The following is a 25,528-nucleotide window of genomic DNA, read 5'->3' on the forward strand; positions in this document are numbered from 1 at the left end:
GATTTCACCAGCGGTTCGCTCACGAATTTTCGATCAGTCGAAAATCGAATCAATGCTCCTTCGAGTGCGACGTTGCTGTTCCTTCCTCGAGACGTAATGGAAGATGTTGAACGGAAAGATCGGTCAAGTCGACGATTGCCAAAGTGTGCGGATTCGCCCTGTGAAGGGCTCCGGGATTGAGGACCAGCGTAGATCCCTCTTTGTGGGACTCTGCCTTATGTGTGTGCCCGTAGCAGACGAGGTCGTACTCGTCGGACTCAATCGTCTCGTTCGCGCGGGCTGCGTCGTCTCCGTGTAAGAAAGCGATCTTTCGTCCTCCGAGAGTGACTTCTCCGAATCGACCGTGGCATGTTCCGTTGGCGTCGTTAATTGCCTGTCGAAGCGTTGCCACATCAGAATCGACGTTCCCAAACACGAAGTGTGTTTGAGATTCAGTGAATTCTGACGGGATAGAGGCTGAGCCAATGTCGCCACAATGAATGACATTCTCGATCTCGTGGGATCGAAGATGCTCAACTGCCAGTGACGTGTTTTCGAGGTTTCCGTGAGTATCGCTGACGATTCCGATCCTCATCAATGGGCTTTCTTTCTCGACGTGTTAGTTCTGTGCCGGGAGGTCAATGATTGCGAAGTTTTCACCATTCACCGGGCTTAAGAGAATTGGGGACGTTCGAACCGAACGGTCAACGGCAATAGTCAGTTGATGCGGACCGGCGGAAGCTTCCGCCTCGATGCGTTTCGCTGCTTCAATCGGTTGTCCATCAAACCAGATCTGAAGACCCGCTGAATCTTGCAGGTCAAAGCCGACGACACCTTCGGTCGATTCAAATCGAACTCGAACGAAACTCATGCCGCGAATTCCAGGAGCTGAGCGATTGCGGACAAAGACTTCTGGCAGGTCGTTCAAACTCAGTCGACCATCAACGTGGCTGTAAACGGTTTTCCATTGAAAGGCCGGGTGATCCGTGGCTGTGTCGGCGTAACTGGTTCGACGCAGTTGATATGCCGCTTCTTTCGTGGCTTCAATGGTCTCCCAGTTCCGCACGACGGGTTTCGTTCCAATCGTGAAGTCGGGCGTTCGTCCCAGCGACGAAAGAAAGGCACACAAATCGAGAAGCTCATTGTGCGTGATCGACGAAGTCAGACCCGCGGGCATCAGGGAGAGGCCTTGTTTCTGCTGAACGATTTCGTCTTTGACGACGACGTGCTCACGGCCTTCCGCATCTCGGAGGTAAAGTGAATCAGCCGATTCGCGAGTTTGAATTCCTGAATAGACTTTTCCTTCGTCAGTCGCCACAACCACGGTGTGATAACCTTCTTTGACTTTGGCGTTTGGATCCAGAAGAGACTCCACGATGTAGTCCAACTGTGCTGTTGCTCCGAGACTGACGAGGTTCGAACCAATCTGTCCGCCCGCAGGTCCAATCGCGTGACACTTAAGACAGTTGAGATCGCCGCGTCGGAAGATTGCTTCACCGCGAGTCGGATTTCCGTTGGCCTGAATTTCGGCCACAAGGTGTTGCATTTCTTCCGGGCTGAGTTGAACCGGTTCGTCCGCCAGTTGTCCGGATTGACGAAGGACTTTGGCAAGTTCGGAATCCTGTTGCCCCGACGAACCGAGAACTCGCGATCCGATCACAGCGACGTCTTTCGGAAATGAAAGATCCTTCATGGCAGCTGCGACGGAAGCTTCTGCTCCTTTGCGTTGCAGGATTGCGTGAAAGAGCGGTTCAATGATTTGCGGCGGAGCGGTTTGAAGGAACTCCGCGATGAGCGCCGGAGCCTGTTTCGGTCGGAAGCGAAGCAACTCGATGAGTGCGGCGCGGCGGATTTCCGGAGCCATCTCTGACTTGGCCACCTGCATCAGTTTGGAAGCAGAAGCTGCGTCGGAGAACTGACCGAACGAATGAACCGCTTCGACTCGTTCCCCGAGTGAAGTGTCTTCTTCGTCGATGGTCTCTTCGATCACCGACCTCAGTTCCGCCGCTTTGGAAGCTCCCGCATATCGAATGAGGGCGACACGAAGTGCCGGGTCTTCGTGGTTAAAGAGGACTCTCAGGGAGGCGTGCGGGCGGTTGGAAACTTGATTTCGTTTCCGTGCGGCCTCTGTGAGTGTGTTCAGGAAATGGATTCGAAGAGTCAACGGTGTTTGTTCAGCGAGGATGAGATCGTGAATTTCCCCGAGATGCTCCGTCGTTCCAAGATCAGCGAGCACACTGAGAGCGTCGTCGAGGGAATCGGCAGTCAGAGTGCCGTCCTTCAGACGAGTGACAAGCGTTGCGACACCGGTGTTGTTGTTCGTTGCTCTCAGCAGAAACGGAAGTGCCTGCGGAAGAGAATCGAGCGAAAGTTCTCCGCGCACCAGTGCCGGGGCCCAGTACGGTTCGAGGTCACGGCATGTCATCCACAACGCGTAGTCAATGTTTTCGTCGACATCGAGAGTCAATGCTTGAAGAGCGACCTCGACTGCTGAGGGATCAGAAACATGCGACAACGCACAAATTGCTTCAAGGCGAACCTGAGGATGGGAATCGAGAACGCGCTCCGCGAGAACTTCGAGCGGGGCGTCAATCTTAGAAACCATTTGTCCGACGACTCGCGTCGCAGCTGCCCGGACGCTGTGGTTGTCGGAGTTGAGACATCGATTCAAAAGATCATGTTCGAGCTGACCGAGGGATTGGAAAATCCAGAGCCCTTCGAGGAGTAGTCGATCGTGTTGATTGTCTTGAACAGACGTTGCCCATTGCTTCACAGTGGGGAGGATGCTTTCGCCTCGCTCCTTAAGCACGACTTTGGCCTGCTGCCGGTAGAACCGATTTGGAGTTGCCACGAGGTCGAGTAGTTGGTCAACATCGAGTGATTCAACATTAAGCGGTGGATTAGTCTTGTTTCCTGTGTAGGTCACTCGCCAGATGCGACCGTGAGTGTGATCTCGGCGGGGATCTCGAAAGTCGACTTCACCGTGTTGAATGATCGGGTTGTACCAGTCGGCAATGTAGATGGATCCATCGGGGCCTTGTTTGACATCAACGGGCCGGAACGCGACGTGATCGGACTTGATGACTTCCTGTTGTTCCTGCGATCGGTATCCGGATCCGCTTTCGGTCAGGACGAACCGACAGACACGGTGTCCCCGGAAGTCGTTGGTGATCAGACTTCCCTGCCAGTCTTCCGGGAGATCTGGTGTCTCGACGATTTCGAGTCCGCAATGTTTCGGGCTGCCGGGATTGAGACCGTGTAGAATGCGTTGAGCTCCGAACGCGGTGACATATGACGCACCCGGCACGATGTAGTTAATTCCTTCGCCTCCGGCTCCGTCTGTTGCGAACGTCTGGCCGTACTGGTCGAAGTCTGTCCCCCATTGGTTGACGAGTCCGCGAGCAAAGACTTCGAGCTCCAGAGTCTCGGGTCGAAACCGCCAGATTCCTCCGGCATTCAATCTCCGGATGCCCCAGGGGGTCTCGATATGGCTGTGAATGTAGATGGACTGATTGAAGTAGAGGAGTGATTCGGGACCATATCGCAGAGTGTGAAGAATGTGGTGTGTGTCTTCAGTGCCGAATCCCGAGAGGACGATTCTTTTCTCGTCAGCTTTGCCGTCGCCGTTGGTGTCTTTGAAATGCAGAAGCTCTGTGCTCGCTCCCACATAGACGCCGTCATCGCCGGGGATGACCCCAGTCGGAATGAGAAGTCCGTCGGCGAAGATTTCTGTGCGATCGCTGACTCCGTCTCCATCGTCATCTTTGAGGTAAAGAATCTTGTCGTTCGCGACTGCGCCGGGTTCGATATGTGGATACGTTTCGGAACTTGCGATCCAAAGGCGACCTTGCGGATCGAAATTCATCTGAATCGGTTTGGCGATCGCTGGATCGGCCGCAAACAGATTGACTTCAAATCCCTCCGGGAGAATGAACGTCTGCCGTTCCAGTTCTGGATCAGGTGAGGGAATCTCTTTCAAATCGCGTTGTGCGTATGCCGCTGAAAGAGAAGTGAAGAGAAGAGAAACGCAGACAATCGATTGCCGCATAGTCATTGAGAATCCTGTTCAGTCTCCGATTGAAGAACGGCTTCCGGCTGATCCGGATGGACCGTTTGATCTGTCGTGTCATTGAGTGTATCGATATCGATGTCGTCATCCCATGTCGCCGAGATTTCTTCGATAATTTCTTCGTCGGACATGTTCCGCTTTCGTTTCATCGCGTTGTAGATTTTCTCCTGGACATATTCCATCGAGGCGATGTCGAGTTTCCAGATGTCATCTTCTTTGCGGAATGTCATGCGTTCTTTGGCCAGCCCGGAATCGTCGAAGATTCTCAGGATGCAACGATCTCCATGAAAGACCGGTTCGGCAATCTGGGAGTCTTGCACGAACGGTGTTGGGAGCTCACCCCGTTCGACGAGAAGGGCGATGACTTGTTTCCCGTCCGAATTCTGAAGCTGTTCTGGTGTGAGTTCGTGGCGAAGTCGCAAGATCTCAATCTGGTCAAGAACGGGACGCTCGGAAAGTCGTTCCGGAGAATCCGAGACTGCCCAGCTTCGAAGTTCGTCAAAGCGTTCCACCGAATTCTCTGTGACGAGTTCCGCCGCAGCGTCTCCCTTGCGATTTCGAACGGCTATCTTGAATTGATCGAAGGTCGATTGAATGCCGTTCAGGTCGTCGACCGCCTGAATTTTGGGGGCGCAGCCGGATGTCAGCAGCGGAAGAGCTGTGAGTGAACTCAGAATGAACAACAGGAAGCGTGAGGAAGCCATCTTGATAAGTCTACTATTGAAATCCAGAATCGGCGAATTTACAGAGTCATTGACTCTGACAGGAAGCGGCTGGAGAGTGTCACCGTCGCGTTAAGGTTTCGTCAAGATTCAATAAAACATTTGCCAAGGTCGTCCAGCTGGCCTGTTCTGCGAATGAGGCTTCGCTTTCAGCAGTCGCTGGGATGACTCGCAACTTGGCGGCCTCTTGCTCTTTCGACTCAAACTGAGATTGCACCAACCGAAATGTTCGGGTCAAAACTTCCAGCTCTGAGGGATTGGGCGATCGGGCGGTGCAAAGTCGAAAACCGTAGGCGAGACGATCTTCCAATTTGTCTCCGCCTTCGGTGAGAATCCGTCCTGCCAGAGCCTGCGCAGCTTCGACGTATACCGGATCGTTGAGTGTCACGAGTGCCTGAAGCGGCGTGTTGGTCCGGATTCGCCGAACAGTACAGACTTCTCGACTGGGCGCGTCGAAAGCGTCCATCGATGGATACGGAATCGATCTCCTCCAGGTGGTGTAGATTCCTCTGCGGAATTTGTCTTCGCCTGTGCTGGTTTCCCAATCGGTTGAGCCTCCAAAGGCTGCTCTGAGGCCGAGTTTCGGTCGAGGAGGATTGACCGACGGGCCGAGCATCTTGTCGCTGAGCAATCCAGAAAGTGAAAGAGCCTGATCACGAATCAATTCCGCAGAAAGCCGAAACCGTGGTCCGCGGGTCAGTAGCCGGTTCGCCGGATCGCGCTCGATGAGGTCGGGAGTCGTGTCAGAAGACTGTCGATAAGTGGCCGATGTGACAATTAAACGAATGAGGTCCTTTTGACTCCAGTCCGATTCCACGAAACGGGTCGCCAGCAAGTCAAGCAATTCCGGGTGGCTGGGAAGTTCCCCCTGCATTCCGAAGTCTTCACTCGTTTCAACAAGTCCTCTTCCGAAGAGAACTTCCCAGTGACGATTGGCCAGAACGCGCGACGTCAATGGGTTTTCGGGAGACATCAGCCAGCGGGCGAAATCAAGGCGATTGGGAGTCTCGACATCAATCGGGTGAAACTCATTTAAAACGCCTGCCTGAACTTCGTCACCGAGGTCAAGAAAGTTTCCGCGAATTTGAATGTGGGTCGTTCGCTGCTTCTCTGCGGGAAGCTCACGCATCACGGGAGTTTTGATCGGCGAGATTTTTGCCTGTTGTTTTCTGAGTTGATCAATCTCCTTCTGCAATGCCTTGATGCGTGGCGAACTTTGCTGCTGGAGTGCGGTGAGATCGTGAACTTCGTCTTCGGAAAATGGAGTTCCAGTTTTCGGAATCTGGATTGTGGTGTCGAACTCTGCGGCCTTCGAAATCGTCTTCGCCCAGACGGGTTGCTTCTCCTGATCGAGGAGTACAACGCGAAAACCGTTGAGACGTTGGAAGATCGTTGGGCTGTCGTTGCGATTCCAGACTTTGATGAGATCAATCTCTGAATCGCGTTTCAGGTCGACCATCCACCACGGGGAGTTTTCCTTTTCGGTATGCGTCGTGGATTTCTCCGCGAAGAACGCTCCAGAAGAATTCCCGTCGACCGCCAGTTCGGGAGGGGCGTCATAAGCTGTGGAACTTTGAGTTGCCGGTTTGTTGAGAGCCAGATTTTCGTCGCCGGAAAAGACTTCGACTTCTGCCAGCGAAAGAAACTGATCTTTTTCGGGAAGTTCGATTCGCACATATCGAGCGACCACCGGGCCAGCGGGAACTTTTGCGGCAGCTTGTTCGGAATTGTTGGGGCTGGAACTTTCGTCGAGTTGTTTCTGGAGCGAGCGGATTCGGTCGCTGATTCGTTGTTTCCTGGCGAGAAGTTCGGGTGTCCATGTTTCGAGAACGGGGGCTTCGTCGCGTCGATCGGCATCTTCAGTTTGATTGAAGATGGCATACACTTGATAGTATTCCGTCTGAGTGATCGGATCGTATTTGTGGGTGTGACATTGTGCACACCCCATCGTTAAACCCATCCATGTTTGCAGCGTCGTGTTCACACGATCAACGATCGCAGCGCTTCGAAATTCTTCGTCATCGGTTCCCCCTTCGCTGTTGGTCATCGTGTTTCGATGGAACGCGGTCGCGATCAATTGATCGTCCGTCGGGTCGGGAAGAAGATCTCCTGCGATTTGTTCGATCGTGAACTGGTCGAATGGCATTCCATCGTTGATGGCATTAATGACCCAGTCTCGGTCCTTCCAGATCTCTCGCGGAGGATCGTCAGCGTATCCGGCGGAATCAGCATAGCGAGCGAGGTCGAGCCAGGTGCGGCCCCAGCGTTCGCCGAATCGGGGAGAACTGAGCAAGCGATCAACGAGGCGTTCGTAGGCGTCGGGAGAATTGTCATTGATGAAACCCTCGACTTCGTCAGGTGACGGGGGAAGTCCCGTCAAGTCGAGAGAGACTCTGCGAATGAGTGTCGTTCGATCGGCCATCGGGGACGGACTCAGCCCTTCTCGATTCAGGCGAGCCAGCACGAAAGTATCGATGGGATTACGGGGCCAGTTGGATTGCCCAACATCCGGAAGTTTCGGTCGTTGCGGGGGATCGAATGACCAGTGGCGCGCATATGCAGCACCCTGTTCAATCCAGCGCTTAAGGAGATCGACTTCTTTTTCGGAGAGAGCAGCTCCGTGTTCCGGGGGCGGCATTCGAGAGAATTCATCCGATGTCGTGACACGAACGACTAACTCACTCTTGCTCCAGTCGTTTGGAACAATGGCTGTTTCGCCGCTGTCGAGTGTTTGCCGCGATGCGTCTTCCTGGTCGAGTCGTAATCCTGCTTCGCGAGTTTCCGGATCGGGGCCGTGGCAGGCGTAGCACTTCCCCGAGAGGATTGGACGAATGTCTCTCGTGAAATCGATCTCCTGACACGCTGCTGTCGAAACCATGACAGCTGTGAGTGTGACCGTGTTTCTCAGGATCGTCGTGACTCGAAGCATAAAGCGACCTTAAATTGAATGAAGACGCATGTCGCTGAAGTTGACTTGGAGGGTTACGATGAACTGTCTGTCGCAAAGTCGAGAGACACATTCAAGGATGCAGCCAACTCGGAGATTTGTCTCCATGTCTCTGGTGGAATTTCGACTCCGTTCGCTGAGCGCTGTTGTTTGACTCGTTCTTCAAGTTCTCCCGGAAGAAGGATTTCGTCGACTCCGGGCAGTCGTGGGCAGTCTTTTAAGTGACTCACGTATTTCGACATCCACTCATCATACTCATCGCGTGGCAGGAATTGTTCGACATCCATCAGATGCAGCCAAACCCCGTTGGCTCCCCGAGGGAGATCCGTGCGGCAGACGCCACTCCCGGAAAGCATTCCGCAGAAGACATCGACCATCACGGAAAGTCCGTATCCTTTGTGTCCCAATTCCGGACCTCCCAGCGGAAGAATGGAACCATAAGGCTTGTCGTAATACGCATTCGGATCTGTGGAAAGTTTCCCGTGCCCGTCGATGATCATTCCATCAGGGACAGTCTTCCCGGACTGTTTCGCGACGCGCAGCTTGCCTTCGGCCGTTGCGCTCGTTGTCATGTCGAGGACAAGTGGACCATTGATTGACGGGCCGGACATGCTGATCGGATTCGTACCCAGTCGACGTTCCATTCCTCCGAACGGCGCCACTCCTCCCGGACCGGGAGCATTCACGGCCATGATGGCTGCGAATCCACGATTTGCCGCATCTTGAGTGTAAGCTCCGAGTCGCCCGACGTGATTGCAGTTTCGCATCATGATCGTTGCGGTCCCGGCAGACTGTGCTTTCTCAATCCCGAGTGCCAGTCCTTTTCTCGCAGTGACCTGTCCGAAGTTAAAGTTTCCATCGACGACTGCGAAGGCAGGTGCGTTGCGGACAACTTCAAACTCTCCTCCAATTTTGACATGACCATCGCGGATGAAGTCGACATATTGCATCAACCGCATGATGCCATGGCTGTCGTGTCCAACGATATTGGCGTCGGAGAGTTCCTGGGCGACGATTTTCGCATCTTCGGCGGGAACACCTGCGCCACTGAGAAGAGTGTTTGCGACGTCAAAAAGTTGGCTCTGATTCAATACGGGCATAAGTGCGGATACTTGACGAGAGGTGTGCTGAGGGATGGAAACGGCAATTGTCGCTACTGCGACCGGGATTGATTATAGGTGGACGGTCGAGGATTGAGAAGAATTGAAGAGTTTCAGTGAAGTTCTCTTTCTGATAGCTTCAGGAGAGCCAATCGATTTCGACCATTGCGTCGAAATAAACGTAGCAATTTGAATTCCGGATGAAGTGATTTATGTCTGAGCATCGCCCCATCATCGTTGGTCTTGGAGAACTCCTGTGGGATGTCTTTCCGGATGAACGGCGACCCGGAGGAGCACCGGCGAATGTGGCATTCCAAGCTGAGCAACTCGGCAATCAGGGGATCGTCGTCAGTCGTGTCGGAGCGGACGAATTGGGCGACGAGCTGATTAGCTTTCTCAAGTCAAAGGGATTGGAGACTCATGGAATCCAGCGTGACGAAGCAGCTCCGACCGGGGCGGTCACAGTTCAATTCGATGAACGGAATCAACCGACCTATGTGATTCACGAAGGCGTCGCTTGGGATCGGCTTGAGTTCACCGAAGAGCTTGAGAAGATCATGAAGTCTGCGAGTGCCGTCTGCTTCGGAACGCTGGCACAGCGTGAGTCGACGTCACGGGAAACAATTCTCAAGGCTGTTCAATCAGTTCAGGATTCCTGTTTGAAGGTTTACGACGTCAATCTCAGGCAGAGTTACTTCACCCCCGATTGGATTCGAGATTCCCTCAACCTCGCCAGTGTTGTAAAGCTGAACGATGAAGAAGTTCGAGTGATCGCTCCGCTTTTCAACTTCAGTAGTGACGAAGTCACATTTGGCCAGCAAGTCATTCAGGAATTCTCACCGGGGCTCGTTTGTATTACTCGCGGGGCCAATGGGTGCTGTCTTGTGAGTGCCGATGGTGTTGTTGAAGTCGACGGCAAGCCAGTTGAGGTGGCAGACACCGTCGGGGCAGGGGATGCGTTCACCGCCGGTCTGATCACGTCGCTGCTTCGAAAGAAGACACTTCAGGAGACGGGAGACTTTGCGAATCAGGTCGGCGGAATCGTCGCATCGCACCATGGCGCAATGCCTGAACTCAAAGAGAAGTTTGAAGAACTGCGCTCCTCGATCTTTTAGTCTGTCTTCCCGACAGCTGAGTTGGGGCGCTGCGACTGTCTTATTCTTCCGGGATCTTTGAGCCGTCTCCTCCCGGTTTCCAAAGAATGTCTGCTGTGCCGTTGTCGTTTTCAACTCGGGCCAGCACGAAGAGCAAATCGCTGAGGCGATTCACGTAGCTGAGAATTTGTGGATTGATTCGTTCTTCGCTGAGAAGTTGGTAGATATGAACTTCTGCTCGTCGGCAAATTGTGCGAGCCTGATGAAGCAATGCAGAAGCCGGTTTTCCTCCGGGAAGAATGAAACTTGTCAGGGGCGAGAGGCTTTCATTCGCTCGGTCGATCCAGTCCTCGAGTCGGGTGACCTGCTCAGCGGTCACTCGCAGCGGCGTGTACTCAAGGGGCTCTTCACTCTCCGGAACACAAAGATCGGCACCAACATCAAAGAGGTCGTTCTGAATTATTCGAAGTGACGATTGTGTCTGAGATGTTGGTTGTCCCAGTGCTGTCACCGTTCCCAGTGCAGAGTTCAATTCGTCGATCGTCCCGTACGCGACAATTCTCGGATGATCTTTCGGAACGCGCGTCCCATCGCCGAGTGACGTCTCTCCGGAATCACCCGTACGCGTGTAGATTTTGTTCAAGTAGACCATCTTGCTTGTCGCTCTTTTCGCATGTTGAGTTGTGTTGAGGCAACGCCGAAGAGTCGGTGAGCAACTTCGAATCGCTGCCCTCATAACCTGTTCCGACCGTGACGATCGCCATCGATGGCACACTCTGATTGATCGTTGTCACCCGAAAACTATCCGAATTCGCTCCGGAATTCTTGATCCATCGCAGCGAATTCCCGTTTTGACAAGGGTTGCCAGAGACTCTGTTGCATAATGGCAACATCGGAGAATTGCGATGACTTTTCTGTTGGAAACATATTTTCAGTGGCCTGAACTTCCATTCAGCATCTTGCTGGTGGTTGTCACACTTTACTGGTTGCTGGTGATTGTCGGCGGAATCGACATCGATGTCTTCGACTTTGACCTTGGATTCGATCTGGATCTCGATCCCGACGTCTCACCTTCGGTCACGGACTTGGGGATGCTCGGATTGAGATGGCTGAACCTGGGAGAAGTCCCGTTCATGGTTTGGCTTTCAGTTGTGGCCATCGTTTCCTGGATTAGCACGATGATCCTTGATCGCGGGCTGGAAGATCCGACGTTGGGGGAATCAGCATTTGCGATCGCCAGAAGCCTGGGGCTTGGCATCGTGGGGGCAAAACTCATCACAAATCCTCTCCGAGGAAGATTACGAGTTCAACAGCCAAACACAATTCCGGAATTGCTCGGAAAGACTTGCACGATCGTCACTTCCGAAGCGACGAAAGAATTTGGGCAGGCAATGTGTGCTGTTGAGAGTGGAGCGCCTTTGCGCTTGAACGTACGAACTGTCGAAGGAACGGCAAAAAAAGATTCGCTTGTGCGAATCGTAGACTACTCCCCCGAAACGGGGCTGTATTACGTCGAATGCACCGAGAACGCCTGAGTCGAAATTCTTCGATCGACGGTCTCGCTGTCAGAGTGGCATCAATCACTGAGGGAATGACAAACCATGTGGGAAGTATTCATACCGGCGTTCGTGTTTCTCTCGGTTCTGCTCGTGGGCTTTCTCATCGCGATGTCGCGATTCTATCGCAAAGTTGGGCCGGAAGAAGCTTTGGTCAAAACCGGATGGGGAGGCATGAGTGTCGTCTCCGGAGGCGGAATGTGGGTCATTCCGATCGCACACCGCGTCGAGCACATGGACCTCTCGGTCAAGCGGATCGAAATCGCTCGTCGAGAAATTTCCGGGCTGATCTGTAAAGACAATGTCCGAGCAGATATCGAAGTCGCCTTCTTCGTTCGGGTGAATAATACGACGCAGGACATTCTACAAGTCGCCCAAGCCCTGGGATGTCGGCGAGCTTCTGAGAAGGCTGCACTCGTTGAACTCTTTGATGCCAAATTTTCGGAAGCACTTAAGACTGTCGGAAAGCACTTCGATTTCGTTGATCTCTATACAGAACGAGACCAGTTTAAAGAAGAGATTCTTAAGCATATCGGGACAGACCTGAATGGTTATGTTCTCGACGACTGCGCGATCGATTTTCTTGAGCAGACGCCGATTACACACCTGAACGAGATGAATATCCTCGACGCAGAGGGGATTAAGAAGATTACAAATCTCACAGCGCAGGAACATATTCAAGCGAACGACATTCGGAGAGAAAAAGAGAAGACGATTAAGAAGCAGGATGTCGAAGCTCAAGAAGCAATCCTTGAGCTGGAAAAACAACGTGTCGAAGCGACAGAAAAGCAGAAGCGCGAAATTGCCGAGATCTCCTCACGAGAACATGCCGAAGCCGCCAAAGTTCAGGAAGAACAGCGTCTCCGATCCGAATCGGCTCGAATCAGCACCGAAGAAGAACTTGCAGTTGCTGAAGAAAATATGCAGCGTCAAATCATCGTCGCTCAAAAGAATAAAGAGCGGACAGATGCCGTCGAGAGCGAACGTGTCGAAAAGGATCGACTCCTCGAAGTGACAGAGAGAGAGCGAATTGTTGGCCTCGCCGAGATTGAAAAAGAGAAAGTGATCGAGGTTGAGAAACGTAACATTCAGGATGTGATTCGCGAGCGTGTTGCCGTCGAACGATCTGTCGTCGAAGAACAGCAGCGAATTAAGGATACCGAAGAGTTCGCGACCGCCGATCGAGAAAAACGTGTCGCAATTACAATTGCCGAGAAGCAGGCAGAAGAGTCGCTGGTTAAAGAAATTAAAGCTGCCGAAGCTCAGAAGCAGGCTGCGACATTCGAAGCCGACAAGGTTGTTATCGAAGCGGACGCTAAACTTTCTGCTGCTGAGAAAGAGACCGCATCCAAGAAACTCCTGGCAGAAGCCCGACAGGCGGAAGCGGCTGCAGATGGATTGGCCGAAGTTCAGGTGATGACCATGCGTGCCGACGCTCTCGAGAAGGAAGGAACAGCGGAAGCGACAGTGGTCGAGCGAAAACTTGTTGCTGAAGCCAAGGGGCAGAAAGCCAAAGCCGAAGCGATCGAGAAAGAAGGAATGGCCGAAGCGACCGTTCTGGAGCAGAAGTACTACGCGGAAGCGAAAGGCATCGAGCAGAAGGCCGAAGCCATGAAACTCTTCGATGGTGTCGGACGTGAGCACGAAGAGTTCAAACTCAGACTTAACAAAGATAAAGAAATCGAGATCGCAGCAATTGACGCACAGAAAGACATTGCTCGTGAACAGTCCGGAATCGTGGGCGCCGCTCTCGAGTCCGCACGGATTGACATCGTCGGTGGTGAGACTGAGTTCTTCGATCGGATTGTCGATTCGATCAAAGCCGGAAAATCTGTCGATCGTTACATCGGCAACTCAGAGGTGCTCACGGATGTTAAGAGCACGTTCTTTGATGGGAACGGTTCGGAAGACTTCACTCAAAACCTGGTTGGATTCGCAAGCCAGTTTGGCATGAAAATGGAAGATGTGAAAGACCTGTCCGTTGCTGCTCTTCTCACGAAACTTCTGGTCGAATCTGACAATGACGGAACAACATCGAGTCTGAAGCGACTTCAACGGTACCTCAAGGATGCAGGCTTGATGGATAAGAAGGTCGGTGCTCTTGGGTTGGGAATGGTTCAATCCGGTGACAGCGATGATTGATCCGATCGACTCACGGAGGAGTGAACTGATCTCAGGACTCTGAAGCTCCACTCGCCATTAGAGCCAGAATTTAATGATGGAGAAGTGGCTGGTCATTGTTGACTTCAGAATCATTTGAACCGTCTCAACTGAATTACTAGACGTCGGTAAGTTGCCTCATGACCGAAACAGCTCCGCAGCCTGAATCTGAATCGAAGCTGGAATCCGGGACCTATGAGATTCTGCAAAATCGGCTGCGCAAGCATGCTGATGAACTTCGTTCGCGACTCTCGCATTTAAATGATGAACGAAAGCAGGTCTTCGGGTCGATCGAGCTGAAGCTGTTAAATACCGAGAGGATTACAACAGAGAATAACTGTGTTCCTCGAGATATGGTCGCTGTCGGTGATCAGTTTCTGTTCGGTTATAATGTTCAGTTCGGGTTGAAGTCTGAGAGAAGTTTATCGGACGTCTTCGGCGTTTATGAGTTTGACGACGATTCAAAGTCGTTCAATCAACGCCCTCTCGATGTGATTCGATATCCTGAGTTCGAGAAAGACTTTCAGGATGTCTATCGCTACTACAAGAACGCGACGTTCGAGAAGTTTTTTGTGCGCGGATTGCACTTGTATATGGTGTTCCGTGTCGGGAAAGACTTCAGCGACATCAAGTCCTTCAAATGGTTGGTCCATGGCGGGGCTCTCGAATATCTCGGGAATCGGAGCGATCACGAAGTTCGATATCCCTCGCAGCACGAGTTTGAGTGGGTCAAGACGACCCGGGATATGCAGCGACACGGGCTGCACCCCCACATTTCCATCGAAGACAAGATTTTCGTCGAAACTGTGGGCGGCGATCTCACGATCAAAGTGGAAGACAACACTGAGTCGGGGAAGGGAGTCTACGAGGAACTCGTCGAAAACTCAGATCAGACACTCGACGACGCAGACATTTATTACGCCTTCGTTGGTCATACGATACTGCTTAAGATTCGGCCTTATCAGGAAACCGTCTGGAGATATATCGTCTTCAATGAGAAAACTCAGAAGGCGAGCCGAGTCGATTCGATTGCGGATTCCTGTGTTCTACTTCCCGACGACCATGGGCTTATCTTTTCAAACGGTTACTATCTCCAAAGTGGAGAACAGAAAACATTTGAAACAAGCCTGCAGGGATTAATCTTCGAACGGCGCATTGTCTCTCCGAATGGAGAAGACACTCTTTATGTGTTCTATCAGCCGAAACTCGGCGACTATGTTCTGCTCGGGTACAACGTGATCGAACAGAAGGTGGATACGCCCATCGTCTGTCACGGCTTCACGATGTTTCAGGGCGGGGAAATGATCCTGCAAAAATCGCAGCAGGAGGCTCAAAAGCATCACGCCATTCAAGTCTGGCAGACTCCGTACGTGGGAGAAGACTATCAGGCACCGACTCGAACAGACTCTTATCTCTATAAAATCGGCAATCGTGATATCGTCCGGGCCATGGCTGAGTGTCATGAAATCCTGAGTCTGGTTGACAAGGATGACAGATACACCGGGTTGTATGTCGATCTGGAAAAACGAGCGATCGATATTCTCGATAGCTACTTCTGGATTAAAGAAGACGATGCGTTTAATCTTGCGATCCCTCTTCAAGAGATTCGAAAGACTGCTGCTGCTGCAGTTGATGAATACGAGAAGGTGGTCCGTGTCCGAAAGAATACACGGAGCCAGACAGACTCGATTGTTCAACAGACGCGGGAACTGCTCAATCGCCTGGGACGGCAACGGTTCGAAGGCATCGATGAGTATGTTGAGTCGCTCTCAGATTTTCGGAGAATTCGGGGAGACATTATCGGCCTGCGTGAGCTTCGGTATGCGGACCTGGACTTGATTGCCAACATCGAAAAAGAGGTCTCAGAAGCTTCGGAGCAGTTGTCGCATCGATGTGTCGGTTTCCTGTTGCAGGACGATGCTCTCTCGCCTTACGTGGCTGCGATTGAAAAAGAGCAGGCGGAGATCGATCAGCTCGAAAGAGTTGCTGAGGCCCGAGAGGTTGAGTCTCGCATTGCTGAGTCAGCAAACGAGCTCGAGATGTTGATTGAGATTGTCAGCAATCTGCGGATCGATGATGCGACGCAACGAACATCAATTATCGACAATATCTCCGCAATCTTCTCTCGCCTCAACACAGCCCGGGCAACTCTGAAGCGCAAGACTCAGGAACTCGCGTCGGTCGAAGGGGCGGCTGAGTTTTCCAGTCAGTTGAAGCTGCTCAATCAGTCGGTCGTGAACTATCTCGACGTCTGTGACACACCGCAGCGATGTGAAGAATATCTCACGAAGTTAATGGTGCAGCTTGAAGAGCTTGAAGGAAAGTTCGCCGAGTTTGACGAGTTTATTCTTCAACTTACAGAAAAACGGGAGGAAGTCGCGAGCGCGTTCGAATCGCGTCGAATGCAACTTCTTGAAAAGCGGAATCGTCGTGCCAATGCCCTGGCTGATGCGGCGGATCGAATTCTGAAAGGAGTTAAGAATCGTGTCGACTCGATGGATGAGGTCCGCGACATTCACGGGTATTTTGCATCGGACCTGATGATTGAGAAGGTCCGCAATATTGTCGCTGATCTTGAGGAGTTGGGTGACAGCGTCAAAGTTGACGACATTCAATCCAAACTGAAGTCAATTCGCGATGACTCGATCCGTCAACTTAAAGACAGAAAGGAACTTTACGAAGACGGCGACCATGTGATTCGATTCGGAAATCACCGGTTCTCAGTGAACACGCAAGTTCTCGATCTCACGCTGGTCTTTCGAGACGGAGAACCGACTTTCCATCTCACAGGAACAGACTTCTATGAGCCGATTGGGAGTGCAGAACTTCGTGAAACGGAAGAAGTCTGGTCGATGGAAGTGGTCAGTGAAAACAAGAACGTTTATCGAGCGGAGTACCTTGCCTATCAGATTCTATTAGCGATCCAGTCTGGCGATTTATCACTAAGCGATGAAGTCGGAACGGATCGTGAGCGAGGCGATCACTTTCAGGTTGACGAACTTCTGCCGGTTGTTCAACGCTTTATGGGGCCACGCTACCGGGAAGGGTATTCCAAAGGAGTTCATGACCACGATGCTGCGATTATTCTGCAATCGCTTCTGGCAATCCATTCGGAATGTGGCCTGCTTCGCTACTCTCCTCAAGCTCGCGCGATTGCGAATTTGTACTGGTGGAATTTTGGCGATTCCAAGATTAAGAAGAAGATCGAATCAAAGCTATCAGGGTTTGGTGTTGTCTCAGAGTTGTTTCCGGGGCTGGATCAGCAGAAAGCATATATTACTGAACTTCAGGATCAACTTTGGGAATGGTTCTCTGTTTGTGGGCTGTTTACAAACAAGGACTTTTATGGGGAACTGAATCGTGACTCTCTCTTGCTTTGCGAGGCGGCAGAGTATCTCTTTGAGGAATTGACGGACTCAGAGCGAAAATCGCGAGGAAATGTTTTTGTCACATCGCAGACGTCCGCAGATCTGTTTTCCGAGTTTCATGAGGAACTGCATCGGCGGGAAGTTGATCAAAGATTTGCTGATGCGATGAAAGCTGTCAGCCGAGATACAAGCTCGTGTTTCGAACTTGCTCGCGACTGGATCACCGCATTCCTGATCAATCATAAGAATGCTGACCAACTCATCAGCTATCGTGATGAAGTTGCGGAACTGATCATGGATGGTCAACTCGAGTCGACGGCGATTGTCTCAGCGCAATTGGAAATGAATCTCGAAGGGATGACCGGAAGCCATCCCGTGGTTTCCAACGGCGTTTATCAACTCCAGTACCATCAGTTTAATAATCGTCTGGCACGGTTTGCGAATGAAGTCGTTCCGCAATACGAACGGTTCCATACCCTCAAGAAAGAACTGATTGAAGCTGCTCAGACAGAAATGCAGTTGGAAGACTCTCAGCCGCGTGTGTTGACATCGTTCGTCCGGAACAAGCTCATTGATGAAGTTTATCTTCCGCTGGTCGGTGATAATCTCGCAAAGCAAATCGGAGCGAGTGGAGAAGGGAAGAGAACAGATCGGCAGGGCCTGCTGTTGCTAATCTCTCCTCCTGGCTACGGTAAAACGACGCTGATGGAATACATCGCAAACCGGCTGGGGATCATCTTCATGAAGATCAACGGTCCGGCGCTGGGGCATGAGGTGACTTCACTGGACCCGAATGCCGCTCCGAACGCAGGAGCACGCGAGGAGATTGACAAGCTTAGCCTTGCTTTCGAGATGGGCGACAATGTGATGATCTATCTCGACGATATTCAGCATTGCCATCCGGAGTTCTTGCAGAAGTTTATTAGTTTATGTGATGCTCAGCGAAAGATTGAAGGAGTTTATAAAGGAGTCGCGAAGACTTATGACTTTCGTGGAAAGAAGGTCGCAGTGGTCATGGCCGGAAATCCGTACACCGAGAGTGGAGAGAAGTTTCGAATCCCGGACATGCTGAGCAATCGTGCCGATATCTATAACCTTGGCGAGATTATCGGAGACAGTGCACGCGCTTTCGAGTTGAGTTACATCGAGAACGCTCTGACCTCGAATCCAGTTCTGACTCAGCTGGCGAGTCGATCTCAGAAGGATGTTCATGCTGTTGTTGAACTTGCCGAACGTGTCCGCCGCGGTGAAGAAATGACTTCCGAGGGCGTCGAGTTTGAATCGAACTATTCGATTGAGGAACTCAATGAGTTTGTCCAGACGATGACAAAGTTGATGTGCGTGCGCGATGTTGTGCTGAAAGTGAATCAGGCATATATCGCGTCGGCAGCCCAGAATGATGACTATCGAACTGAACCACCGTTCTTGCTTCAGGGTTCGTATCGAAACATGAATCGTATCGCTGAAAAGGTGATGCCGATCATGGATGGCGCCGAATTAGAAACGTTGATCGATTCCAGCTATCAGAATGATGCACAAACTCTGACTTCAGGAACCGAAGCGAATCTATTAAAGTTTCGGGAACTCAACGGAACATTGACAGCTGAACAAAAGGAACGATGGGAAGCGATTAAGAAAGCGTTTCGACAGAATGTCAAGATGAAGGGGATTGATGCTGGCGACAAAGTTGGTCAGGTTATTCTCACGATTAACTCGCTCAACGAAGGTCTCGACTCGATTCGGACAGCTGTGGTCGACGGAGCGAGTGCTCTGACAAAGTCGACGAATTCAGAACCACAGGAACAGGAATCGACTCGACTTCAAGACAATATTCAAAATGAGTTGAAAGTGTTGAGTGGTCACTTTGAAGCAGGGCTGCAGCAGCTTGCACATCTTGTTGATCGACCACTGAATGTGACTCTTCCCCCGATTCGATTTCCGCCTCTCGAAGTCCAATGGCCAGAGAATCTACCCGTTTCTTCAAAGGAGGCAGCCTCGAAATCTTCTGAAGTCAGTCAAGATCAGGACCGTGGATCGTCAGATCGAATCACAGTCGTGAATAAGCTTCCGAGGTCTGTTTACGGGGTCCTCGAATCGCAGTTCAGCCTGATGCAGGAGTGGATGAAGCCGCTGACGGAATTGGCAGTGAAGAATCAGGGGGAACTCTCGGAACTTGTTTCGATGGTTGAGCAATGTCTCAAGGACTATCGAAAGCTGCTCCGAAATATAGAGTCCGCGAAAGAGCGTTAAATGATCTTATCGAGTTTCTAAACGCTCACCTGTAAGTGTTCTTTTCATCGCGACGGTGTTCACTCGTTCGAGTGAAAAGTTGTTTTCTAAGAGGTCGTTTAACCTCCGACGTCGGCAGTGAGTATTAGAACGTTGTCATTTTCCTGGAGCGGACAGGCGCGGTCTCTTGTGGTCGTTTTTCCATTGACCGAGACGAGAACGTCCTTGGTGAGTTGTTCTTCCTCCATGCACGTATCGCGAAAATCGGGATACTGCTGTGCGAGAAGGTTGAGAAGATTGCCAATCGTCGTCGCTTCGAGAGTGGTGTGTGAAACGCCGGTACGTTGTCGGGGAATTCCGAAGAATTCAACTTTGACCATGGCCACGTTCCCGGTTCTCCGCGATCCAATGAACGAGGGAGTCCGCGACTTCCGACTTTGACCCCGCCCACGTCGCTTGAGTCGTTTCGTCCGCCGCGATGAGTTCGACCTGATTGGAGTCTGCTCCGATGGCTGCCGGGGAATTCAAGACAATCCAATCGCAGTTTTTGCGTCGAAGTTTCTGGAGCGCATTCTCCCGGGGATTCTGAGCTTCCAGTGCAAACCCAACGACCCAGCGATTTTGTTTTCTCGTTCCGAGTTCCGCCAGAACGTCGTCGGTTTCAATCATTTCGATGGTGACGGGGTTTCCCGTTTTCGACAGTTTGCCTGCGACTCGCACGATTGGACGGTAATCGCAGACCGCAGCCGCAGCGATCACTCCATCGCATTGGTCGAACGCTTCGACTGAAGCGTCGCGCATTTCACGAGTGGTCACAACGGGATGAAACTCGCATCCGGGAGGAGGAGGCAGATCGACGGGGCCGCTGACGAGGACCATCTCCCAGCCGAGTTTCAGCCCGGCACTGACGATGGCATAACCCATTTTTCCGCTGCTGGCGTTCGACAGATATCTGACTTCATCGAGGTACTCTCGGGTCGGGCCGGCAGTCACGAGCACACGCATAACACTTCACTTTCTTTTCGCAGTCGTGTTGAGAGGGTCAAAACTGCGACGTTCACAGGGGTGCTCATTCAGTCTCTGGCATCCGATTCGATTTTTGCCATGAGTAACTTCATGTCTTCCCAGACGGGTTTCTTAGCTTCAGGATTTCGCAAGAGATAGGACGGGTGATAAGTGCAAAGAACTTTCGCGTTTCGATAGTCGAAGAATTTTCCTCGCATTTTTCCGATGCTCACATCTTGATTCAGTAAATTCTTCGCGGCAACTGATCCCCAGCAGACGATGTATTCCGGTTGGACCAGTTCAATCTGCCCGTCGAGATATTCGCGACAATTACTGGCTTCTTCCGGTGTCGGGTTCCGGTTTCCTGGTGGTCGGCATCGAAGGATGTTGCAGATGTATAAGTCCGGCCGCTTCCAGCCGCAGGCTTCGATGATTCGATTGAGTAGCTGGCCAGCTTTCCCGACGAACGGTTCGCCCTGTCGGTCTTCGTCCGCTCCCGGAGCTTCTCCGATGAACATGATCTTCGCGTTGGGATTGCCGACTCCGAAGACTGTTTGCGTTCGTTGTTCAGCGAGCTCCTGGCAGCGAGTGCAGGTGGCGACACGCTCGGCGAGTTCGGTGAGAGTTTTCGCTGGGAGGACAGGCTGATCGGGAGATGTGACGTCGCTTACCGGCGATTGGTTTTCTGGGAGAATCGCAGTGTCATGAGACGTTGATGGGTTCACGCGATCGGTCTGGGAATCTGCTTCCGGAATTTGTTCGGAGTGAATTTCTGGCGGGCTAGCTTCGTCAGCTCTCGCGTCCGTTTCGATTGCGGGACCATTTTCCGATGCCGCCATTGCGATGGCTGCGTCCCAATGTGGCAAATGAGTCACACCGGCGCGAGACAGGTCACGCAGGAGTTGCAGTGTGGCGCGTTGTGTTGAATTGTCGGACACTTACAGGCTTTCCAGAAAACGAATCAGTGCTTCGACGTCGTTGGGGTTGAGTGTCTCGTCAAGTTGATGACTTTGATTGACAATGACATCGTGAAGAGTTTTCGCACGGCGATCATGGAAGAAACCGCGTCGGTATCCGACGCCATTGAGAGAAGGGGGATTGAACTTCTGATTTCCGTGCTCGTCGGCGATTCCGACATTGTAGATGGAATCGGACGTAAATGTCAGTGGAGGGACATGACAACTGACACACCCTTGACGGTCGAAAATCGCTCGCCCCCGCGAAATAGTCCGTGTGTCTTCCAAGCTTCGCGATGGCTGAAAGGGAGGCGGAGAATTGAGAGTGTGCAGATAAGCGACGAGATCGTTGACCTCCCGTGCGGACGGCGATTCCCCGCGCATCGTCAAGATCGCGGATTGCCGCACTTGATCATGCAACGTTGACTTGCTTCCATTCCATCCCCAGGGAGTGTTGTCACGCCCTCCAAGTAGAGACAGCACCCGCTTTGGTGCTCCGGAATCCCCGTCTCCAAAGGTGTCTGCAAGCCCATAGTGAGTGTGTCCTCGAACGTGACAACTATGACAGCTGAACCATTCGAAGCGGGAAAGTGACCCATCAAAAAAGAGGCGTTCGCCGCGGTCTGCGGGTGTTTCCGTTCTTCGAGGCCCGAGAGGAATGACTCTCTCGACGTGATTCTCTTCGGTTGAAATGACGGAAATTGTCTCGTCAAACTGGTTCAGGCAATACAGCGAGTCTTCAGCAGGAGAAAGCAAGAGATCAACAGGTCGGTCGCCGACGGGAGTGAGGGAAAGGTTGACGCCGTATTTGTTGAGGCGAAGGACTTCATCATTGCCGGAGATGGCAACGAACCGCGATCCTGTGCTGTCGATGGCGATTGCGCCGGGATCTGCTGCTCCGTGTGAGGGCTCCCCCAGTTCGCCGACGAGTCGAGGGATCAATTCGGCGGAGTCGACGTCATTCGTTTTGAGATCGAGTTCCTGAATGACATTTTCAATCACAGCCCCGTTGGCGATCCGATCAATGGTCGTTGCCCCGTCCGCATGGTGAATCTGATGTGTGATCATCAGTCGAGTGGGGGTGAGAAAACTGAGACCAGCAATGTTGTGGCCTCCAGTTTCGATGACATCGAGAATCTCCCCTGTCGAAGTGGCGATCAGTGCGAGAGAACCACCGAACGCATCAGCCACGATGAGATGTTCTCCATCGGGGCTGATTTGAAGAGTTCCGGCTTCGAATGCGAGTTCGATGCGATTTGAGATTCGTAGCGGTTTCGCATCATCAATCAGCCAGACACATCGGTCCCAGACTGAACTGACAGCTATCGTGGGCCCATGGACTGCCACGTACGACTCCATCCGCCGCGATGTCAGATTCAGCGATTCCGCTTCAAAGACTTTTCCTGCTTCAATTTCTACGATCAACAATTTTCCCGGAGGAGAAGTCGTGACCGCGAATCGCTTTGTCCGGGATGAGGGGGAATCGGCCAGAGATGTTAATGCGAAAGGACTTGCAGAGAGGGCAAACTCAGTTGCGGTGTCTTGATTCGCAAGATCGATGAGACTTAGCGAAGCTGAGCGGCGGTTGGCGACGAGAATTTGTTCGCCGGGGATGACCCAGTCCATTTGCACGGGGCGGCGGGGATTCGTGGTCGGCGTTGCCTGAAGTTCGATCGGGGAAAGACGAATGCGTGTCTCTTCAGCGTGTGTCACCATGCTCAGAAGAACAAGCAGGCAACACACGCATCGAGAACGCAGGTGCGAAAACAAGTTGATAGAAGTGTGAGACCGTGTCATGAGGCGATTGTAATTCATGACCGGCCACTTCGAAATGTTCTCGCCGCTGATCGAGCGGTCCGAAGAGTCGCTGCTACTCCTGGTCGTTTTCGGCAGGAGTTGCTGGTTGCTGGCCTCGCGGTTTGGACTGAATCGATTCTTCCCGAAGTTCTTTCAGCCGCAATCGCTGTCCGGCAGTCAGTTCTGCTTCCATGGCTGCGTTCCGTTCAGACACGACTGCTTTCAGTTGATTTCGAAGTTCTTCGATTCGTTCTTCATAGGTATTGTGGATCTGTTTCAACTTTTCTCGCTGAGACGGCGAGACTCCAATTTTGCCGTAATGGAAGGGCAATCGGAAGGTCGCTTCTCGCTGTGAAGTAGAATCACTCTCTTGTGCGAGATTGACCTTCACTTGAGCACTCAGCAAGAGAACGAACCCACACAATCCAATCGCGAACATACTTTTCATGATCAAACAACTTTCTTGGTCAAGTCCAAAAGCGTTGGTGAATCGGGGGGAGCGATCAGCAAGTCGATGACTCTTTTGAATCGTGTCGATAAAGTGATGCTGATTGAATCAAAAAGGCTACGGAGTGCGGAAAGCAGTTGCAAGGTTTTCAAGGCGACTCCCGTTCGGTTCGATAAGAACCGAGAGCGATGTTGAGATGTTTCGAAGAACTTGCAACCGCTTGTCGATCGAAATAGCTTGTACAAGTATATTGTATGAGGCAGAAACAAAGGATCAGTCAGTGGGGAAGATGAAGAGACTTGCAACGCTACTGCTGGCTGTTGTATCGATGTCCTCGATTCAATGTTTCGGTCAGACTTCCGAGGATTCGTTGGAGGTCGTTGGCTTTGACGGTCCTTCTGTCGAGTCGGTTGAGGCTGTCTGGGCTGGGGAAATATCGCGAGTCACAACGGCGAGAATCGAATCGCAAGTCTCCTCAGGCGCACTCTGGGAACCGCTGCAAATTTCCCCTCGTGAAATTGCGCTCAAGATCGATTCCATCGAGACTTCGGATCCTGAAGAAAAAATTTATCAGCTGATTGAAGTCTTCAACCCGGAAGCGTTCAAGCAATACAAGTCGTATTCCGGACCGGGTGAGTGGACGATGACATTTGTTGAGACTCTTCTTAACAATGGCGTGAGTGAACGGACGACAGGACCGGAATTCGATCATGTCATGGTCGACGATTTACATCTTGTCAAATCGTTTCCACTTAAAGATCCTCCGACAGATGAAACAATTAAAGCCTATGATCGGTCTCAGCCGAGATGGGGGTTTTATCGTCTTGTCTCCTATCTGCCGACGAGTGAGCTTACGAATTTCCGCCCGGTTGAAGTCGAACCATTGCCTTCAGAGGGAAATACGGTCGGCGAATACATCGTTCGAAATGCTTCGGGATCGACAGTCGCGATTGACGGCGAACATCTTCTTCCGCTCGAAATCGTCATTCGGAAATCTGAAGATGCGATTCCAAGTCAGGTCAAGTACTTCCGTGATTACACACTTTTCCCCGGAGACGTGCTCATGCCACTTGAACACTACGAATTTCATTTCGACTCAGAGGGAAAATTGAAGAGTTGGTCGGTGAAGTTGATTCGGTCGGCTGTCTTCAATGTCGAGCTGAATGAATCCGAATTTCAGATGCCGGCGTCTGCTGGGGCGATTGCCATCGATTTTCGAAACCCGGAATACACGCGGGGAAATACGCTTCAGCAAAGCTTTTCCGATGTGAAAGAATATTTTCTGGCCCAGTCCGAGTACATCAAAAACATGCAACCGGAGCCACCTCTCGAGTCCTCGATCCGCGAAGTGAATTTCAGTTGGCGTTCGTTGTTGTTGATCTTGAACGGGATTGTTCTAATGGTGATCGGATTTGTCTTATGGCGAAGGCAAGTTTGACTTGCGTGCGTGAGTCGAAAGCGATTGTGAGAGCGTGTCTACGTTGGACTGCTGTGAATTCAGAAGGCTGCAGGTAGGCACTCATTTACAGACGAGAGCAAACTCTCTGGAAAGTCGGCAATGAAAGTTCGTTCGATCTTTGGATTCGTCTTGGTTGTGTTCGGTATGGGGATCGTCGCGAGCGGAGTCTCGATGCAGCTACAAGCCCTGGACTGTCAGGCAACCGCGTCTCAAACGGGGATGAAATGCGATCGTTCCAAACCGATCCATCAACTCGACAACCCAACAGTGGATTCAAGCTGTGAAGCTGATGGTCCGGACGATTGCGTCGCTGGCGCCCAGTCTCAGTGCGAATCACTCGAAGGCTATGAGGTTGCCAAGAATGGAGAGTGTGTTGTGGATATTTACTATCCATACTAAGAGCCTATCCGGAATCCTCTTCATGCTGTAAGTCGGTATTTGAACGGAGCTTGGTTGGGTGAAGGAGCTAAGCGGCGGAGCATGCGACCAATGGAAGCCACATAGATCATGGCTTCGCTCGATTTGGTGTGATGTTCATAGTCACGACTCAAGCGTCGCCAGCGACCTAGCCAACTGAACGTTCTCTCAGCAACCCAGCGTTTCGGCAGTAAAACGAAACCTCGGACGCCGGCCGGTCGG

At 51.9% G+C, this 25,528-nt stretch carries 18 protein-coding genes; 6 read left to right on the plus strand and 12 right to left on the minus strand.

The genetic code is table 11. The features are described 5' to 3' along the window. Window positions 1–49: 49 nt before the first annotated feature. The 5 genes from KOR42_RS15405 to KOR42_RS15425 form a co-directional block, all read right to left on the minus strand. The gene (locus tag KOR42_RS15405) at window positions 50–574 is read right to left on the minus strand and encodes a metallophosphoesterase family protein (protein ID WP_146510733.1); all 525 of its coding nucleotides are present in this window, start codon (window positions 572–574) and stop codon (window positions 50–52) included. A 24-nt stretch (window positions 575–598) separates the two neighbouring features. Then, complete coding sequence (locus tag KOR42_RS15410; RefSeq protein ID WP_146510734.1) at window positions 599–4,033, minus strand: PVC-type heme-binding CxxCH protein; 3,435 nt, start codon at window positions 4,031–4,033, stop codon at window positions 599–601. Then, window positions 4,030–4,752 (minus strand): hypothetical protein, encoded by a 723-nt coding sequence (locus tag KOR42_RS15415; RefSeq protein ID WP_146510735.1) that lies wholly within the window; start codon window positions 4,750–4,752, stop codon window positions 4,030–4,032. The genes KOR42_RS15410 and KOR42_RS15415 overlap by 4 nt, the downstream gene beginning before the upstream one ends. A gap of 79 nt (window positions 4,753–4,831) precedes the next feature. After that, window positions 4,832–7,699 (minus strand): DUF1553 domain-containing protein, encoded by a 2,868-nt coding sequence (locus tag KOR42_RS15420; RefSeq protein ID WP_146510736.1) that lies wholly within the window; start codon window positions 7,697–7,699, stop codon window positions 4,832–4,834. A gap of 53 nt (window positions 7,700–7,752) precedes the next feature. Continuing rightward, window positions 7,753–8,817 carry an Ldh family oxidoreductase gene (locus tag KOR42_RS15425; RefSeq protein WP_146510737.1) on the minus strand — a complete coding sequence of 355 codons (1,065 nt, stop codon included), beginning with the start codon at window positions 8,815–8,817 and terminating at the stop codon, window positions 7,753–7,755. A 212-nt stretch (window positions 8,818–9,029) separates the two neighbouring features. On the opposite strand from KOR42_RS15425, the gene KOR42_RS15430 reads away from it, so the two are divergent. Further along, window positions 9,030–9,932 carry a carbohydrate kinase family protein gene (locus tag KOR42_RS15430; RefSeq protein WP_146510738.1) on the plus strand — a complete coding sequence of 301 codons (903 nt, stop codon included), beginning with the start codon at window positions 9,030–9,032 and terminating at the stop codon, window positions 9,930–9,932. Between the two features lie 40 nt (window positions 9,933–9,972). On the opposite strand, the gene KOR42_RS15435 is transcribed toward KOR42_RS15430, so the two are convergent. Then, window positions 9,973–10,563 (minus strand): cob(I)yrinic acid a,c-diamide adenosyltransferase, encoded by a 591-nt coding sequence (locus KOR42_RS15435; protein ID WP_146510739.1) that lies wholly within the window; start codon window positions 10,561–10,563, stop codon window positions 9,973–9,975. A 253-nt stretch (window positions 10,564–10,816) separates the two neighbouring features. Here KOR42_RS15435 and KOR42_RS15440 point away from each other — a divergent pair, with 253 nt between their 5' ends. The 3 genes from KOR42_RS15440 (at window position 10,817) to KOR42_RS15450 (ending at window position 19,245) form a co-directional block, all read left to right on the plus strand. Then, window positions 10,817–11,446, plus strand: coding sequence for an OB-fold-containig protein (locus KOR42_RS15440; protein WP_146510740.1), 630 nt, complete (start codon window positions 10,817–10,819; stop codon window positions 11,444–11,446). 66 nt (window positions 11,447–11,512) lie between these two features. Further along, complete coding sequence (locus KOR42_RS15445; RefSeq protein ID WP_146510741.1) at window positions 11,513–13,609, plus strand: flotillin family protein; 2,097 nt, start codon at window positions 11,513–11,515, stop codon at window positions 13,607–13,609. 158 nt (window positions 13,610–13,767) lie between these two features. Beyond that, a complete protein-coding gene (locus KOR42_RS15450) occupies window positions 13,768–19,245 on the plus strand; it encodes a DNA repair ATPase (RefSeq protein ID WP_146510742.1) in 5,478 nt (1,825 codons plus the stop codon). A gap of 98 nt (window positions 19,246–19,343) precedes the next feature. Here KOR42_RS15450 and KOR42_RS15455 read toward each other — a convergent pair whose 3' ends face one another. The 5 genes from KOR42_RS15455 to KOR42_RS15475 form a co-directional block, all read right to left on the minus strand. Next, window positions 19,344–19,604: a MoaD/ThiS family protein gene (locus KOR42_RS15455; protein WP_146510743.1), complete on the minus strand. Its 261-nt coding sequence runs from the start codon at window positions 19,602–19,604 to the stop codon at window positions 19,344–19,346. After that, on the minus strand, window positions 19,591–20,229 hold the full coding sequence (locus KOR42_RS15460; RefSeq protein ID WP_146510744.1) for a phosphopantothenoylcysteine decarboxylase domain-containing protein: 639 nt from the start codon (window positions 20,227–20,229) through the stop codon (window positions 19,591–19,593). Before KOR42_RS15460 ends, KOR42_RS15455 begins: the two co-directional genes overlap by 14 nt. 68 nt (window positions 20,230–20,297) lie before the next feature. Beyond that, window positions 20,298–21,167: a uracil-DNA glycosylase gene (locus KOR42_RS15465; RefSeq protein WP_231740945.1), complete on the minus strand. Its 870-nt coding sequence runs from the start codon at window positions 21,165–21,167 to the stop codon at window positions 20,298–20,300. Beyond that, a complete protein-coding gene (locus KOR42_RS15470; RefSeq protein WP_197441227.1) occupies window positions 21,168–22,901 on the minus strand; it encodes a cytochrome c peroxidase in 1,734 nt (577 codons plus the stop codon). 154 nt (window positions 22,902–23,055) lie between these two features. Continuing rightward, complete coding sequence (locus KOR42_RS15475; RefSeq protein ID WP_146510746.1) at window positions 23,056–23,430, minus strand: hypothetical protein; 375 nt, start codon at window positions 23,428–23,430, stop codon at window positions 23,056–23,058. A gap of 289 nt (window positions 23,431–23,719) precedes the next feature. On the opposite strand from KOR42_RS15475, the gene KOR42_RS15480 reads away from it, so the two are divergent. Both KOR42_RS15480 and KOR42_RS15485 read left to right on the plus strand, forming a co-directional pair. Then, the gene (locus tag KOR42_RS15480) at window positions 23,720–24,868 is read left to right on the plus strand and encodes a hypothetical protein (RefSeq protein ID WP_146510747.1); all 1,149 of its coding nucleotides are present in this window, start codon (window positions 23,720–23,722) and stop codon (window positions 24,866–24,868) included. Window positions 24,869–24,988: 120 nt separating this feature from the next. Next, window positions 24,989–25,288, plus strand: a complete 300-nt coding sequence (locus KOR42_RS15485; RefSeq protein ID WP_146510748.1) for a hypothetical protein — start codon at window positions 24,989–24,991, stop codon at window positions 25,286–25,288. Window positions 25,289–25,308: 20 nt separating this feature from the next. On the opposite strand, the gene KOR42_RS15490 is transcribed toward KOR42_RS15485, so the two are convergent. Next, window positions 25,309–25,528, minus strand: a 220-nt coding sequence (locus tag KOR42_RS15490; protein ID WP_146510749.1) for a transposase, incomplete at its 5' end; no start/stop codon positions are given.

The sequence above is a fragment of the Thalassoglobus neptunius genome (genome assembly GCF_007859735.1).
Taxonomy (GTDB): Bacteria; Planctomycetota; Planctomycetia; order Planctomycetales; family Planctomycetaceae; genus Thalassoglobus; species Thalassoglobus neptunius.